Origin of the sequence: Hyphobacterium sp. (genome assembly GCF_965217055.1) — a bacterium.
In the GTDB taxonomy this organism is placed as follows: domain Bacteria; phylum Pseudomonadota; class Alphaproteobacteria; order Caulobacterales; family Maricaulaceae; genus Hyphobacterium.
The window spans coordinates 2,307,288-2,321,543 of record NZ_OZ244227.1; the positions used below are offsets into that span (position 1 = coordinate 2,307,288).

The 14,256-nt window shown below is 62.9% G+C and carries 13 protein-coding genes; all 13 read left to right on the forward strand.

From position 1 onward, the window contains the following. From ACOOFN_RS11495 to ACOOFN_RS11555, 13 genes are read left to right on the forward strand one after another with little or no spacing between them, the layout of a single operon-like run. Positions 1 to 885 carry a DUF2163 domain-containing protein gene (locus ACOOFN_RS11495; RefSeq protein WP_420431597.1) on the forward strand — a complete coding sequence of 295 codons (885 nt, stop codon included), beginning with the start codon at positions 1 to 3 and terminating at the stop codon, positions 883 to 885. After that, on the forward strand, positions 882 to 1,316 hold the full coding sequence (locus ACOOFN_RS11500) for an NlpC/P60 family protein (protein WP_420431599.1): 435 nt from the start codon (positions 882 to 884) through the stop codon (positions 1,314 to 1,316). The genes ACOOFN_RS11495 and ACOOFN_RS11500 overlap by 4 nt, the downstream gene beginning before the upstream one ends. After that, positions 1,304 to 5,176: a baseplate multidomain protein megatron gene (locus tag ACOOFN_RS11505; protein ID WP_420431601.1), complete on the forward strand. Its 3,873-nt coding sequence runs from the start codon at positions 1,304 to 1,306 to the stop codon at positions 5,174 to 5,176. Before ACOOFN_RS11500 ends, ACOOFN_RS11505 begins: the two co-directional genes overlap by 13 nt. A 41-nt stretch (positions 5,177 to 5,217) precedes the next feature. After that, a complete protein-coding gene (locus tag ACOOFN_RS11510) occupies positions 5,218 to 6,078 on the forward strand; it encodes a DnaJ C-terminal domain-containing protein (RefSeq protein WP_420431603.1) in 861 nt (286 codons plus the stop codon). A gap of 51 nt (positions 6,079 to 6,129) precedes the next feature. Continuing rightward, complete coding sequence (locus ACOOFN_RS11515) at positions 6,130 to 6,462, forward strand: PepSY domain-containing protein (protein ID WP_420431605.1); 333 nt, start codon at positions 6,130 to 6,132, stop codon at positions 6,460 to 6,462. 11 nt (positions 6,463 to 6,473) lie between these two features. Further along, positions 6,474 to 7,148, forward strand: coding sequence for a response regulator transcription factor (locus ACOOFN_RS11520; protein WP_420431607.1), 675 nt, complete (start codon positions 6,474 to 6,476; stop codon positions 7,146 to 7,148). Beyond that, on the forward strand, positions 7,145 to 8,524 hold the full coding sequence (locus ACOOFN_RS11525) for an ATP-binding protein (protein WP_420431609.1): 1,380 nt from the start codon (positions 7,145 to 7,147) through the stop codon (positions 8,522 to 8,524). Before ACOOFN_RS11520 ends, ACOOFN_RS11525 begins: the two co-directional genes overlap by 4 nt. Before the next feature lie 57 nt (positions 8,525 to 8,581). Continuing rightward, on the forward strand, positions 8,582 to 9,904 hold the full coding sequence (locus tag ACOOFN_RS11530) for a hypothetical protein (protein ID WP_420431611.1): 1,323 nt from the start codon (positions 8,582 to 8,584) through the stop codon (positions 9,902 to 9,904). Between the two features lie 40 nt (positions 9,905 to 9,944). Further along, positions 9,945 to 10,598 carry a DUF938 domain-containing protein gene (locus ACOOFN_RS11535; RefSeq protein WP_420431613.1) on the forward strand — a complete coding sequence of 218 codons (654 nt, stop codon included), beginning with the start codon at positions 9,945 to 9,947 and terminating at the stop codon, positions 10,596 to 10,598. Further along, positions 10,595 to 11,530, forward strand: coding sequence for a tetratricopeptide repeat protein (locus tag ACOOFN_RS11540; protein WP_420431615.1), 936 nt, complete (start codon positions 10,595 to 10,597; stop codon positions 11,528 to 11,530). The genes ACOOFN_RS11535 and ACOOFN_RS11540 overlap by 4 nt, the downstream gene beginning before the upstream one ends. Then, positions 11,527 to 11,970, forward strand: a complete 444-nt coding sequence (gene ccmE / locus ACOOFN_RS11545; protein ID WP_420431617.1) for a cytochrome c maturation protein CcmE — start codon at positions 11,527 to 11,529, stop codon at positions 11,968 to 11,970. The genes ACOOFN_RS11540 and ccmE overlap by 4 nt, the downstream gene beginning before the upstream one ends. Beyond that, positions 11,967 to 13,889 (forward strand): heme lyase CcmF/NrfE family subunit, encoded by a 1,923-nt coding sequence (locus tag ACOOFN_RS11550; RefSeq protein WP_420431619.1) that lies wholly within the window; start codon positions 11,967 to 11,969, stop codon positions 13,887 to 13,889. Before ccmE ends, ACOOFN_RS11550 begins: the two co-directional genes overlap by 4 nt. Further along, the gene (locus ACOOFN_RS11555; RefSeq protein ID WP_420431621.1) at positions 13,886 to 14,236 is read left to right on the forward strand and encodes a cytochrome c-type biogenesis protein; all 351 of its coding nucleotides are present in this window, start codon (positions 13,886 to 13,888) and stop codon (positions 14,234 to 14,236) included. Before ACOOFN_RS11550 ends, ACOOFN_RS11555 begins: the two co-directional genes overlap by 4 nt. Positions 14,237 to 14,256: the final 20 nt, after the last annotated feature.

Genomic DNA, 14,256 nt, shown 5'->3' on the forward strand with positions numbered 1-14,256 from the left:
ATGTTGTCTGTTCCTCAAGGCCTGCAGGACCGACTGGATGACGGGGTGACGACGCTTGCCTGGTGCTGGCGCGTCGAACGCCGAGACGGTGCTGTTTTCGGCTTCACCGATCATGACCGCGTCCTGGTTTTCGACGGGCTCAGCTATCGCCCGGAAACCGGATTCAGCGGATCCGATCTGGATGCCCGGCTGGGTCTTGAAAGCGCAAGCAGCGAAGTTTCCGGCCTGTTCGAAGATGATGCCTTCACGTTGACCGATCTTGCCGCCGGCCTCTGGGATCGCGCCGAAGTGGACCTCTACCGGGTCGATTGGCGCGATGTTGGGTTGCGTGTGAAAACCTGGAGGGGTGAGCTAGGTGCTGTGACCTATGACGGCGTGGCATATCGCGCCGAGTTGAACGGGTTCTCCCTGCGACTGGAGCGGTCAATAGGCCGAATCTATTCGCGGCATTGCGACGCCGAGTTTGGCGATTCACGGTGCGGCATCAACCTCCAGGATCCCGCGTTCAGCGCTTTTGGTTCCGTAACGTCTGTTCTCACCGGCAGTATCGAGACAAGTGGCCTTGAAACCTATGAAGATGGATGGTTCAGCGCAGGAAAACTGACCTGGACGAGCGGCGCAAACAGTGGCGCTTCGCAACGCGTGATGCGGCATTCGGCCGGTGCGGCGAGCATCCTTGTCGCGTTGAGCGGCGTCGACGGCGTCAACCCGGGTGACACGTTCGAGATCGTGGCCGGTTGCGACAAGCTGCACGCCTCCTGCCGCGACAAATTCGCGAACATCGTCAATTTTCGCGGTTTCTCGCTGATGCCGGGCAATGACGTCCTGTTGGCATCGCCGGGTTCTGAACCCGTTCGCGATGGTGGATCACGCGGACGGCCATGACGCGGCGGACCGACATCATCGAGGAAGCCCGCCGCTGGATCGGCACACCCTATCGCCGCGGCGCCAGTGTGCGGGGCGCCGGTTGCGACTGTGTCGGGTTGGTCCGCGGCGTCTGGCGCGCGTGCTGTGGTCGGGAACCGCATCCGCTGCCTGAATATGTTTCGCGACCGCAAGGCAATGAGCTCGCTGAACAGCTTTCGAAATACTGCGCGGTTAGAGCCGCGGCAGATTGCCAGCCCGGCGATATCCTTGTGTTCCAGTGGAGCGTCGGATCACCGCCTGGGCATTGCGCCATCCTGTGCCGTCCGGACTCCATGGTGCACAGTTACGCTATGCGCTCGGTGACCGAAACGGCACTGACACGCTGGTGGCGCCGGCGCCTCGTGGCAGGCTTCGCATTTCCAGGAAATCACGTGTCATGGGACAATTAATTCTCGGCGCGATCGGCTCGGCCGCCGGCCAGGTCCTGTTTCCCAACGGCTTGTCGGCACTGGGTGTCCAGCTCGGCGGTGCGACGATTGGCGGTTTCGCCGGCAGCGCGATCGGGGCCTCGCTGGATCGTGTACTGTTCGCGCAACCCGCCATCGACGGGCCACGACTCGAGTCCCTGCAGATCCAGACGTCGACAGAAGGCGCAGCGATACCGCTCATCTTCGGACGCGGCCGCATTGCGGGGCAGGTGATCTGGGCGTCGCGCTTCCGCGAACATCATGACCGCCAGGGCGGCGGCAAGGGCGGGCCGCGCGTATCCAATTACAGCTATTCGATCAGCCTTGCGGTCGGGCTGGGCGAAGGCGAGATTGGCGGCATCGGCCGGATCTGGGCCAATGGCGAGCTGCTCGATCAGAGCGTTCATCCCTATCGGCTTTATACGGGTGCCGAAGACCAGCCACCCGATCCGCTCATCCAGGCAGTTGAGGGCGTTGCCGACGCACCGGGCTTTCGCGGGCTCGCCTATGTCGTGTTCGAGGACTTGCCGCTCGAGGCGTTCGGCAACCGGGTGCCGAGTTTCGCATTCGAGGTTTTCCGCAGTCCCTGGGCCGGCGAAGGTGAAACCCGGCTCGAGGACACGATAAAAGCCATCGACCTGATCCCGGCTTCGGGCGAGTTTGCCTATGCGACAACGCCGGTGCGCGAGGAGGTCGGGCCGGGACGCCAGAACTGGATCAATCTGAACAATGGCCGCGGCCAGCCGGACTTTATGGCGGCAATCGACGATCTCGAAGCCCAGCTTCCGGCGTGCCGGTCGGTGCTGATTGTGTCTGCCTGGTTCGGAACGGACTTGCGGTGCGATCTCTGCGAGATCCGGCCCGGCGTCGAAACCCGCGAGCGGATTACGCGGCCCCTCATATGGTCCGTGGCCGGGCTCGATCGATCAAGCGCCTATCTCGTCTCGACGATAGACGACCGCCCGGCCTATGGCGGCACGCCGGATGATGCCTCGCTGATATCTGCCATCCGGGAGCTGAAGGCGCGTGGATTTTCGGTCTCGCTCTACCCCTTTGTCCTGATGGATATACCAGCCGGCAACGCGCGGCCCGACCCTTATGGCGAGGCAGAACAGGCGGCCTATCCCTGGCGCGGCCGGATCAGCTGCCACCCGGCGCCCGGCTCTCCCGGGTCGCCGGACCAGACCGCCGCAGCGGCTGCCGCGGTCGATGACTTCTTTGGATCCGCTGCAGCCGGTGATTTCGCCGTTGCCGGCGAGACGGTCAGTTATTCGGGGCCGCAAGACTGGCATTTCCGGCATTTCATCCTGCATCATGCAGCACTGGCGCAGGCCGCGGGCGGCGTCGACGGTTTTCTCATCGGCTCGGAAATGCGCGGTCTCACAACCGTGCGCGGAACGGGCGACAGCTTTCCGGCCGTCGACCATCTGTGTGATCTTGCGGCAGAAACCCGGCAATTGCTCGGTAGTGCGACACGCTTGTCCTATGCCTCTGACTGGTCGGAATATTTCGGGTTCCATCCCGCGGATGGCAGCGGCGATGTATTCTTCCATCTCGATCCGCTGTGGGCGCATGCCGAGATCGATGCGGTGGCCATCGACTGGTATGCGCCGCTGTCGGACTGGCGGGAGGGAAACCATCTCGACGCTGCTGTCGCGCAGGGGCCTGAGGATGCCGCCTACCTCGCCGCCAATGTCGAGGGCGGCGAAGGCTATGATTGGTATTATGCCTCACCAGCCGATCGGGATACGCAAAACCGAACCGCGATAACCGATGGCGCTTACGGCAAGGACTGGGTTTTCCGCTACAAGGATTTGCGCAATTGGTGGCGCCAGCCGCACATCAACCGCAAGGCCGGCGTCGAGCTGGGAGATGCAACGTCATGGGTGCCGGAATCCAAGCCGATCTGGTTGACCGAGCTGGGTTGCCCGGCCGTCGACAAGGGCAGCAACCAGCCAAATGTATTCGTCGACCCCAAGAGTGCGGAAAGCCGACTGCCCCATTATTCCAGCGGCGCGCGCGATGACCTGATTCAGCGGCGCTATATCGAGACGATTACAAGTTATTGGGGAGAGGGCGCCAGCCCGGTATCGGCGATCTATGGTGGCCCGATGATCGATCCGGCCGATATCCATGTCTGGACTTGGGATGCACGGCCATTCCCCGACTTTCCGGTGCGCAGAAATGTCTGGTCGGATGGAGACAACTGGCGTCTCGGTCACTGGCTGAATGGCCGGACTGGGCTTTCGCCGCTGGCGCTCATCGTGCGCGAGATCGGTGAGCGCGCCGGCGTTGAAATCGATGTCTCCGATCTCGGTGGGCTGGTGTCCGGCTTCGTGATCGACCGCCCTGTGCCGGCCCGGCGATCGCTCGAGCCATTGATGGCGGCCTATGGTTTCGAGCTTGCCGACAGAATCGGCGGTGTGACGGCAATCGGGACGCACAATCCGATTTGCCTCGAATTGGCGACTTCCTGCCTGGTGCTGACCGAAGCGGGAGGCGCCGTGTCGAGATCGCTGCCAGAAACCGCGCTTTTGCCGCGGGATGTTCGCCTGCAATACCGGCTGGATGCTCCGGACTACCGGATTTCCACGGTGTATGCGCGCCACCTCACCAGCGATCTGGAGGCGGTGCTCGACATCACGCTCCCGCTCCTGGCCGATGAGCCGCTGGCACGGAGCTGGTCCAATGCTCTGCTTGAGCGTGCCAGTCACGGTGCCGCGAGAACACAATTCGCGCTCGCCCCCTCGAAACTCGCTCTGGAAGCGGGCGATACGATCGGGCTCGATAGCCAGTTCCTGCTGATCCATTCGGCCACGGGGCAAGCCATTCGCGATGTCGATGCGCGTCCGCTGACTACCACCGGCACAGTCCGGACCGGAACCAGTCCAGTCGTGTCCGGACCTTCGCTCCAGCCGTTGACGCAACCTGCGCTACGGATCCTCGACATGCCGCTCCTGCCGACAGAAACCGAGGAGCGATACGGCGTCCTGCTGGCTGCAGGGGCTGACCCCTGGCCCGGCCCGACAACGCTTCATGTCGGCAGCTCAGAATCCGCGCTGTCGCCGCGCGAAGCGATAGAATCGCCGGCAAGAACCGGACGGATAGTCTCGGCGGCCGGATGGATGGCAGACAGCCGGTGGAACCGGAATGCCCGCCTAACCGTATCGCTGGACTGGGGCGAACTGGTGTCGCCCCCGACGCTTGATGTTCTCGGCGGCGAAAACCGGTTAGCCGTGGATCTGGGGCCCTGCTGGACATGGATTCAGTTTGAGTCCGCAGAGCTAGTCGCCGCGCAGACATACGAATTGTGCGGCCTGCTGGCTGCGAGAGATCTGGATCTTGGCGACCTCGCCGACGCAGACATTGTCGTGATCGATGAAACCCTGCAAGGTCTGTCGCTCGCACCAAGCGAGCGCGGATTGCCGTTGTCTTATGCCGCTGTGCCGCTCGGCAGCGTCCCGGATCCGTTGATCCACGACGTCATCGACCATGTCTACGATGGGGCCGACATTGCACCACTTGGCGTGGCTCATCTGAAAGCAGACCGTACGCTCGGCGGATTCCGCGTGCACTGGATAAGGCGCACCCGTCTGGGCGGCGATGACTGGGTCTCGCCGGACGTGCCGCTGGCCGAGGAAAGCGAGGTCTATAAGGTAACGTTGATCCAGCAGGGTGCCGAGGTGCTCGTCGAGGAAACCGTGATGCCGGAAATCGCGCTCGACCTGGATGTCATCACGTCTGCCATGGGTCCGCTGCCAGTGAATTTCGATGTTCGCGTGCAACAGGTATCGGCCAGATACGGACCCGGCCATTCATCGACGATCACGCTTGCCGCCTAGCCGACTTGCTTTGCCGATGCGTTTCCGGCAGCAGTTGAGCGATGAGCGACCCCTACCGCATTCTCGGCGTGGCCAAGTCTGCTTCTGCGGACGAGATCCGTCAGGCTTACCGCAAGCTGGCGAAGCAGTATCATCCTGATGCCAATCCGGGTGACGCTGCGGCGGAAGAAAAATTCAAACAGATCAGTGCCGCGTTCAAGCTGTTGTCCGACAAGACCCTGCGGGCGCGCTACGACCGCGGAGAAATTGACGCAAGAGGCGAGGAAGTTGCCCCGCATCACCATTTCCGGTCATCGCGCCACGCGCAGCGCGGCGAGTTCACGGACATCTTCTCCGATCTGTTCAGCGATCTGGGCGCCCGGCCGCGCGCGGCACGCGGCGGTGACATCCAGGCCAGGCTCGACGTCGATTTCGCGCTGGCCGCGAAAGGCGGATCGCAACGGCTGAAACTGCCTGACGGACGCCGCATCGATGTCAAGATTCCGGTCGGTGTCGAAGACCGCAAGGTGCTAAGGCTTTCAAGGCAGGGCCAGCCCGGCCAGAATGGCGGCCCTGACGGCGATCTGCTGATCACGCTGGCGGTGCGGCCACATCGCTGGTTGCGCCGCGAGGGTGACACGATCCACCTCGATCTCCCGGTCTCGATCCATGAAGCCGTGTTCGGTGCAAAGGTCCGGGTGCCGACCCTGCATGGTGATGTCGACGTCAAGATCCCGCCAAACTCGTCGTCCGGCACGCTGCTGCGGCTGAAAGGCCGCGGCGTGCGAAGGTCCGGCCAACCGGCCGGGGACCAGATCGTGCGACTGATGGTCGATTTTCCGGCAAATGAGGACCTGGCTGACCGGCTCCGGACCTGGATGCCGCCAGCGGGCTACAACCCTCGCAAAAACCTGCAAATCTGATTATCTATTCATTCAGCGCGCGTTCAGTGACCCAAAGGCAGATTGCCCGGCATGAACAGAAGAAACGTGATCACCGCCGGCCTTGCCGCCGCCGCTCTCGCCGCCCTTGGCGGGAGCGTTCTGGCACCTGCTGCCAACGCGCAAAGCCTGCAAGACCGCCTGTCCTCGGGGCAGGCGCGCGATGCCCGCGATTCCGGCGCCGTGCTGCCGGCGCTGCGCGTGATCTCTATCGTACGCAACCGGCATCCCGGCGCCCAGGTGCTTGATGCCGAACTCGTGCGTGGAGCTTCACCGCAATACATCATCAAGATCCTGACCCGGGAAGGGCGCCGCATCGACGTTGTTGTTGACGCCCGCACGGGCCGGATTCTCCAGGAAAGGTAGGGAGGCTGCCGATGCGAGTCCTGATCGTCGAGGATGATCCTGATCTGAACCGCCAGCTCGAGCGGGCGCTGACCGATGCCGGTTATGCGGTTGATGTCGCCTCTGACGGCGAGGACGGTCATTTCCTGGGAGATACCGAACCCTATGACGCGGCAGTGCTGGATCTCGGCTTGCCGCAGATTGACGGTGTGACCGTGCTCGAACGCTGGCGTTCCGACGGCCGTGACTTTCCGGTTCTGATTCTCACCGCACGCGATCGCTGGAGCGAAAAGGTGGCGGGCTTCGACGCCGGTGCTGACGATTATCTCACCAAGCCCTTCCATACCGAGGAATTGCTGGCCCGGCTTCGGGCGCTGACCCGGCGCGCGGCAGGCCATGCCTCATCGAGCATTGATTGCGGCAAGCTGTCGGTCGACACGAGAGGCGCGCGCGTTTTCATCGACGGCGCCCCGGTCAAGCTGACGTCACACGAATTCCGGTTGATCAGCTACATGGCGCACCACCAGGATCGCGTGATCTCGCGCTCGGAGCTGGTCGAGCATATATACGATCAGGATTTCGATCGGGATTCCAACACGATCGAGGTGTTCATCGGGCGGCTTCGCAAGAAGATCGGCTCGGACCGGATCGAAACCGTGCGGGGGCTCGGCTATCGGTTGATCGACCCTGAATCCAAGGCCGCGTGAGCGCTCACCGGCGATCTCTTGTCCGGCGTCTCGTCGCGACCTCGGCGATCTGGATCCTGATTGCGCTGGTCGCCGTTGCACTGGCGCTGACCACATTATTCCGTCAATCCGTCCTGCGGACGCTGGATGACCGCCTGACAGCAGTGGTTGCCAATATTGTCGCTACGTCGGAGCCCGTCGAAAATGGTGCGGTCTTGCCCTCTCGGCCGCCGCCCGATCCACGCTATGAGCGGATTTTCTCCGGACGGTACTGGCAGATCAACCGGCTCGAGGAAGATGCTGTTGGGAGCGTGGTCGGTAATTCACGCTCGGTCTGGGACGAGCCCGTACCTGTCCGGCCGCGCGTCGAGCGACGGGTCATCAACAATTTCGGTCAGCCCATCGTTTACAATGCACACGGCCCGGACCGGCAGCCATTGCGTGTCGTGGCGCAAGCGATCGAATTGCCGGGCGAGGGCGGCCGAATACTCGTTCTGGCCGCCGAGGACCGTCGCCCGGCGGATGCCGAGGTCCGGCGTTTCGCAATAATTTCCATCGGCATCTTCCTCGTCTTCGGCATCGTGCTCGCAGCCGGCGTCATCTTGCAGGTGCGGGTGGGCCTTAGCCCTGTGTTCCGTATGCGCGACGCGGTTGCCGACGTCAGAGAAGGCCGCAGCCGGCGGGTGGAAGGCGATTTCCCCGTTGAGCTGCAACCGCTCGGAGACGAACTCAACTCGCTGCTCGACCATTCGCGCGAGGTGGTCGAACGCGCACGCACCCATGTCGGAAACCTGGCGCACGCCCTGAAAACCCCGATCGCCGTGCTGATGAACGAGACAGCCAATGATGACAGCGAGTCTGCACGTCTGGTACGGCGACAGACCGAGACCATGTCGCGGCAGGTCGACCATCATCTGCGCCGGGCGCGGGCCGCGGCTCATGCCAAGGCCATCGGGGCGCAGTGTTCAGTGGGCGATGTGGTCGAGGATATCGCGCGCACCTTGGGCAAGATCTACGCCCGACAGGAAAAGGCCATCTCGGCCGAGGGGCATCAGGGTTTGTCGTTTCGCGGAGAGCGTCAGGACCTCGAGGAAATGGTCGGCAACCTCGCTGACAATGCCTGCAAATGGGCAAGTCGCCGCGCAACCATTCGCTGCGGCGTCGAAGATGAAGCCAATTTTTTCCTCATCGTCGAGGATGACGGACCCGGCATGTCACAAGAGCAGCGCGAGCAGGCACTCCAACGCGGCGTCCGGCTGGACGAAGAAGCGCCGGGCACGGGGCTCGGCCTCTCGATAGTGGTGGAACTTGCGCGGATCTACGGCGGCGAACTGGAGCTTGGCGATTCGCCAGCCGGAGGACTCGCTGCAAAGCTTATCCTGCCCGGGCGCTTTTGATAAATCGCGGTTAACCCTAATTCTCTAATTTGTCTGATTGCGCAGCGGGTTGTGATCATGGCATCGCTCAATGAAAAACAGTTGAAAAGCTTGTCGACGCTTTGGGCGGCGATCTCGCCCGAATTGCGCGTTCAGCTGAAATCGGCCGCGGGCTCATCGGGAAAACTGGCAGAAGTTTTTGCGATTATTGATGGCGAGAGCGAAGCCGACACCGAGGTGCCAGACTACGACACCGTGCTGTTCCGCATATTTGCCGACGTAACTGGCACACAGGATCAGCCGCCGACGCATTCGCGCTTTTCTTCAGAACAATTGAAGAAGATCAAAGAGCTGACGGCGCCCGACTCGCATGACCAGCCTGCTGAATCGGATGACGCCGCCATGCAGACCTGGCGCTCGAAGATCGCTGAATCGCTCAGCGTGCAATTACAGCGCAGTCAGAGCGAAAAAGACGTGTTGCGGCGCCTGAAGGGCGAACTCGGCAACGATTTCGAGGCATTGCTGGGCGATGCGCAGACGTTGCTTGAAAACGACCAGATTCTTCATGCCGCGCTGCAGCCGTTTCCGGAGGCCATCGCAGACTTGTCGCCAGACCTCGTCGACGAAGCACGTGATGCACATGAAACGATCTGCAATGACGCACCGGATGCCAGCCTGTGGTTCCTGAAGATCCTGACCGCCCGCCTGAAAAAGACGCCGCAGATTTTCCGCGTCGTGGAGAAAATCGGCCGCAAGTCCGACGACTCGCTGGTGTCAAAAACGGATCTCGCGGATATCGGCGATCTGGTTCTGGCGAATGCGGCCTTTTATGCGGACCGGCTGACCAAGGCGCCGCAAACGCTTGAGGAAGCCGAGGCCGCGGGAACAGCGGTCGCTGAATTCGTACGAATTTCCGTCGGCATGACTCGCGAATTCGGCATCCGCAAGGACGGCGATTGGGGCAAAACGCTATTCGGCATCCGGGCCAAGGCGTCTGCGGCGCTGGAAGAATTTTTCCGGCAGTTCGAACAGTCGTTCCCACGAGCGCTGCCCCAGCCTGCGAAGGGGCAGAGAGGATTGGCGAAAGCTGGCACGATCCCTGAGCCCGCCATCATCGAACAGGCTGAGGCCGCGTTGTGCCTGCTCGCGGCGACCGCGGACTGGGCGACCCAAGCCGCCGTTGCCAGCCCGCAGAAACACGCCGCCGATCTGGCTCGAAACGAATTGGACAAATGCGGCCGCAACCTGCTTGAAATCCTTCGAACGGCGGAAGACGACGACAAGACGTTTGCTGTCGAAGCCCTTGCGCTTGTCGTACGCTATATGCGGGCCTTCGAAGACGATGAAAATGCGGATCTGATCCAGCGTCGCAGTGCCGCAGTCCAGGCGAACGCAGCCTGATATCCTTGCGTAGGTTGCGTTCGCTGCCTATCCCGCTGGCATGGTCAATGATTACACCAAGCAACCGGTGGCACTAGAGTCCCGAGATAAAGCGGGCGAGAAACTCTTTTCTCCGAGTGCAGCCCGCAATGCCGTTCCGATACGTGACGTGCTGTCGCCGCGTCTGCCCGAATCTGCGAAAGTCCTCGAGATCGGGTGCGGCACAGGCGAGCACGCCGAAGCGGTTTGCCGCGCGCGGCCCGACCTGATCTGGACACCGAGCGATCCCGATCCGTCTTCGCGGGCCAGTGCGACCGCGCGTTCCCGCGAGATTGCCAATCTGCAGCCAGCAGCGGCGATCGACGCTTCAGCGCCAGGCTGGGCCGCGGGCTTGCAGCCGGTCGACGCCATTGTCTGCTGCAACGTCATTCATATCGCGCCGTGGGCAGTGGCGGAGGGCCTTGCGGCGGGCGCCGCGCAGATTGTTGCGCCCGGTGGCGTTGTTTTCCTTTATGGTCCGTTTCTGCTCGAGGAGGGGAGTGCGCCGTCCAATCTGGCCTTCGATGAAAACCTGAAATCGAGAAACCCGCTCTGGGGTGTGCGCCCGCTTGACACGGTGACGGACCTGTTCGCGCGGCATAAGTTCGGCTTGCAGGAAAAAATCGCCATGCCGGCCAAAAATTATTCGCTCGTCTTCAGCCGGGAACCGCAATGATCGCCCTCGCCATATTCATTGCGATCGCCGGGTTTGCATTCGCCGCATTCGTCGCCTGGCCGTCGGCCAGGTCGCAGCCGCGCTGGCTCGCGCCGTCGCTAACCGCTGGCGTCGTCGCGCTTGCAGGCCTGATCTATCTGGCCGGCGGGCGGCCGGGACAGCCGGGGACCCCCTATGCCGAACAAGCGCGGGAGCGCCTGGCGGCTGCACCGTCCACCCTGGATGCGGATGCCCGGGAGGAACGTTGGCGCGACCTGATCCGCCAGGACCCGGAGAACGCCGAAGGCTGGGCACAGCTGGGCCGAGGATTGGCGCGCCGGGAGCGCGAGCTGGAAGCGATCAACGCCTTCCAGCGATCGCTCCGCCTGGAGCTTGACGCGCAAACGCTGTCCGATCTCGGCCAAACGTTCATCAATCTCAACGAAGGCGAAGTCACAGATGAGGCAGTGGCGGCTTTCGAAGAAGCCCGCCGGCTAGATCAGGACCTCCCCGAGCCGAGCTTTTTTCTCGGTCTGGCGGCGTTCCAGGAAGGCCGAGTCGATGCCGCCCAAACGATCTGGCTGGACCTTATTGCCCGGCTAGACGAACGAAGCCCTTACCGCATACTCATCGCGCAACAGGCGTTCCAATTGCTGTCGCAGCCACAGGTCGATGCGGCGGCGGTTGCGGCGGCAGCGCAAGACGAAAACTTCGATCCGGTGACGCGGATCGAAGGAATGGTGTCGCGGCTGGAGGCGCGGGTCGAGCGCGGCGATGCCGGGTTTGCCGACCGGCTGCGCCTGATCAGAGTTTACGGTCTCATGCAACGCGAGGACGAAGCGCGTGAAGCGCTTCTGGAAACCCGAAGAGCCTTTCTTGGCAATGAAGGCGCGATGGTAATCCTCGACATTCTGATGGCGGCACTCACGATTGAACGGGAAAACGCGGAATGAGAGCTCGAACCCAAAGATTGATCATGGTCGGCGTGGCTACTGTCGTGCTGGCCGGCGCCGTCACACTCGCGCTGGTCGCACTGCGCGATGCAATCGTCCTGTTCTACAGCCCGAGCGAAGTGGCTGAATCGCAGCCCGCGATCGGCGAACGGGTCCGCATTGGAGGGTTGGTTGAGGAAGGCAGTGTTCAGATGCCGGACGCCGGCGGTGCCCGCTTCACCGTCACCGACGGAGCAGCCACTATCCGCGTGACTTTTGACGGCTCGCTTCCGGACCTGTTCCGTGAAGGCCAGGGCGTGGTTGCCGAAGGTGCCTTCGTTGAAGCCGGCCTGTTCGAGGCGAGCACAGTGCTGGCCAAGCATGACGAGACCTATATGCCGCCGGAAGTCGCCGAGGCACTCCGGGAAAGCGGCGTCTGGCAAGGCGAGACCGGTGAATGATCGCTGAATTCGGCCATTTCTTCATCGCGCTGGCCCTGACGCTGTCGCTGTTCCAGCTGGCAGCCGGCTGGCATGCTGCCGGGTCGGGATCCCGGATATTCGCAGCGATGGCGGAGCGCGCCTCTTTCGGTGCGCTTGTCGGGACAATGATGGCCTTCGCCCTGTTGATCATCCTGTTCCTGCAATCGGATTTCTCGGTGACCTATGTCGCCAGCCACTCGCATGTCGACAAGCCGCTTTTCTACAAGATCGCGGCCGCATGGGGCGGGCATGAAGGATCCATGCTGCTTTGGTGTGTGATGCTCACCGCCATGGGCGCTGCGCTGGCACGGTTTGCGCTGTCGAATGACGCGCCGCTCAGGCTTCGGACAGTGTCGGTTCAGGGCGCCCTCCAGCTCCTTTTTCTCAGTTTCCTGGTGTTCGCGTCAAACCCGTTCGAGCGATTGGCGGATGTGCCGGTACGCGGCGCCGAGCTCAACCCGATCCTCCAGGATCCGGCGCTCGCCGTGCATCCGCCGACGCTCTATATTGGCTATGTCGGCCTTTCCGCCGCGTTCTCGCTGGCAGTCGCCGGATTGATCGAGGGCCGCGGTGGGCGCGCGATCGCGGCGGCGCTTCGCCCTTGGTCGCTGATTGCCTGGACGGCTCTGACTGCTGGCATCGCGCTTGGGGCCTGGTGGGCCTATTACGAACTCGGCTGGGGCGGTTGGTGGTTCTGGGATCCCGTGGAAAATGCCAGTTTCATGCCGTGGCTGATCGCCGCGGCCCTGATTCACTCGGCAATCGCCACCGAACGTACCGGAAACTATGCCGGATGGACCGCGTTTCTGGCGATCATGGCGTTCTCGATGTCGACGCTGGGGGCTTTCCTGGTCCGGTCCGGCGTTCTGACATCCGTCCATGCTTTCGCCCTCGATCCCGAACGCGGTCTCTGGATTCTCGCGATCATGACGCTGCTTGCAGGCGGCGGGCTGACACTGTTCGCACTGCGCTCGCACCTGCTCGGTCACGGAAAGGGCTTTGCGTTGTCCAGCCGCGAAGCGTTCATCGGCATCAACAATCTGTTGCTGACCGTGGTTACCGGCATCGTCCTGATCGGAACGGTGTATCCGCTGATCGCAGCCGCATTCGGCGCTACCGGCGTATCGATCGGCGCGGCCTACTATAATTTCGTTGCCACCAAGTTTCTCGCGGCGCTACTGATCTTCCTGCCATTGGCGCCGTTTCTGCCGTGGCGGAAAGCAGGACTGACGCGCGCTCTGGCCGTGCGGGCAAGCCTCTGGATCCTGCCCGGCGTGCTGGGCGGGCTGTGGGCGGTCTGGATTGGCGCCTCGCCGATCGCCATTGCCGCTGCAGCGCTGGCGGGCTGGACGCTGGCCGGTCTCACGGCCGATCTCTGGCACCACCGTTCGCTGGTCTCGGGCTCGGCGCGGCTGGGATTGGCGGGACGTTTGCTGGCCCATGCGGGGATCGTCGCGATTGCACTGGGCGCGGTCGCCGATTCGACCGGGGAGCCCGAAACCACAGCGGCGCTGGTGCCGGGTGAAAGTCTCGCCGTTGCCGGCTACACGCTGACGCTGGACGCTGTGACGCGTGCGGACGGACCCAATTATCTGGCGGACGAGGCGCGCATCGACCTGCAGCCGGATGGCGTGATGAGGCCGCAGCGGCGCTTCTACACGGCAGCGGAAACAACGACTCGCGAAGTGGCGATTCACAGCCGCCCGTCCGGCGATCTCTATGTCTCGCTGGGCGAGCCCCGGACGCGCGCGAATGGCGAGATTGCCTACGAAATCCGGGTGTCGTTCAATCCTCTGGTCTGGCTGCTCGGCCTGGGTGCAATTCTGATCGTGATCGGTGGTCTTCTGGCCTCCGTGTCGCGCTGGATGGACCGGCGACGCGCGGAGGTTGCCGCATGATCGCGATATTGCTGGCCAGCCTGCTATTGCAGGGCGCGGAACTGACACCGCAGCAGGAACGCGAGGCCGCAGAATTGATGCGGGAGATACGCTGCGTGGTGTGCGACGGACAATCGATCGCCGATTCCGACGCGGCGCTGGCGCAGGACATGCGATCGTTTGTACGCACGCAGATCGCGGCAGGGGCAGAGGTCGATTCCGTGCGTATCGCGCTGTCGCAGCGCTATGGCGACGATGTGTTGATGCGGCCGCGTTTTACCGCGACCACCGCGCCGCTCTACCTGGCTCCGCTGTTTCTCTTGCTGATTGGCGGCCTGTTGATCGGCCTGGCTTCACGACGACGCTGACGCGAGCGTGACCCGGGTTT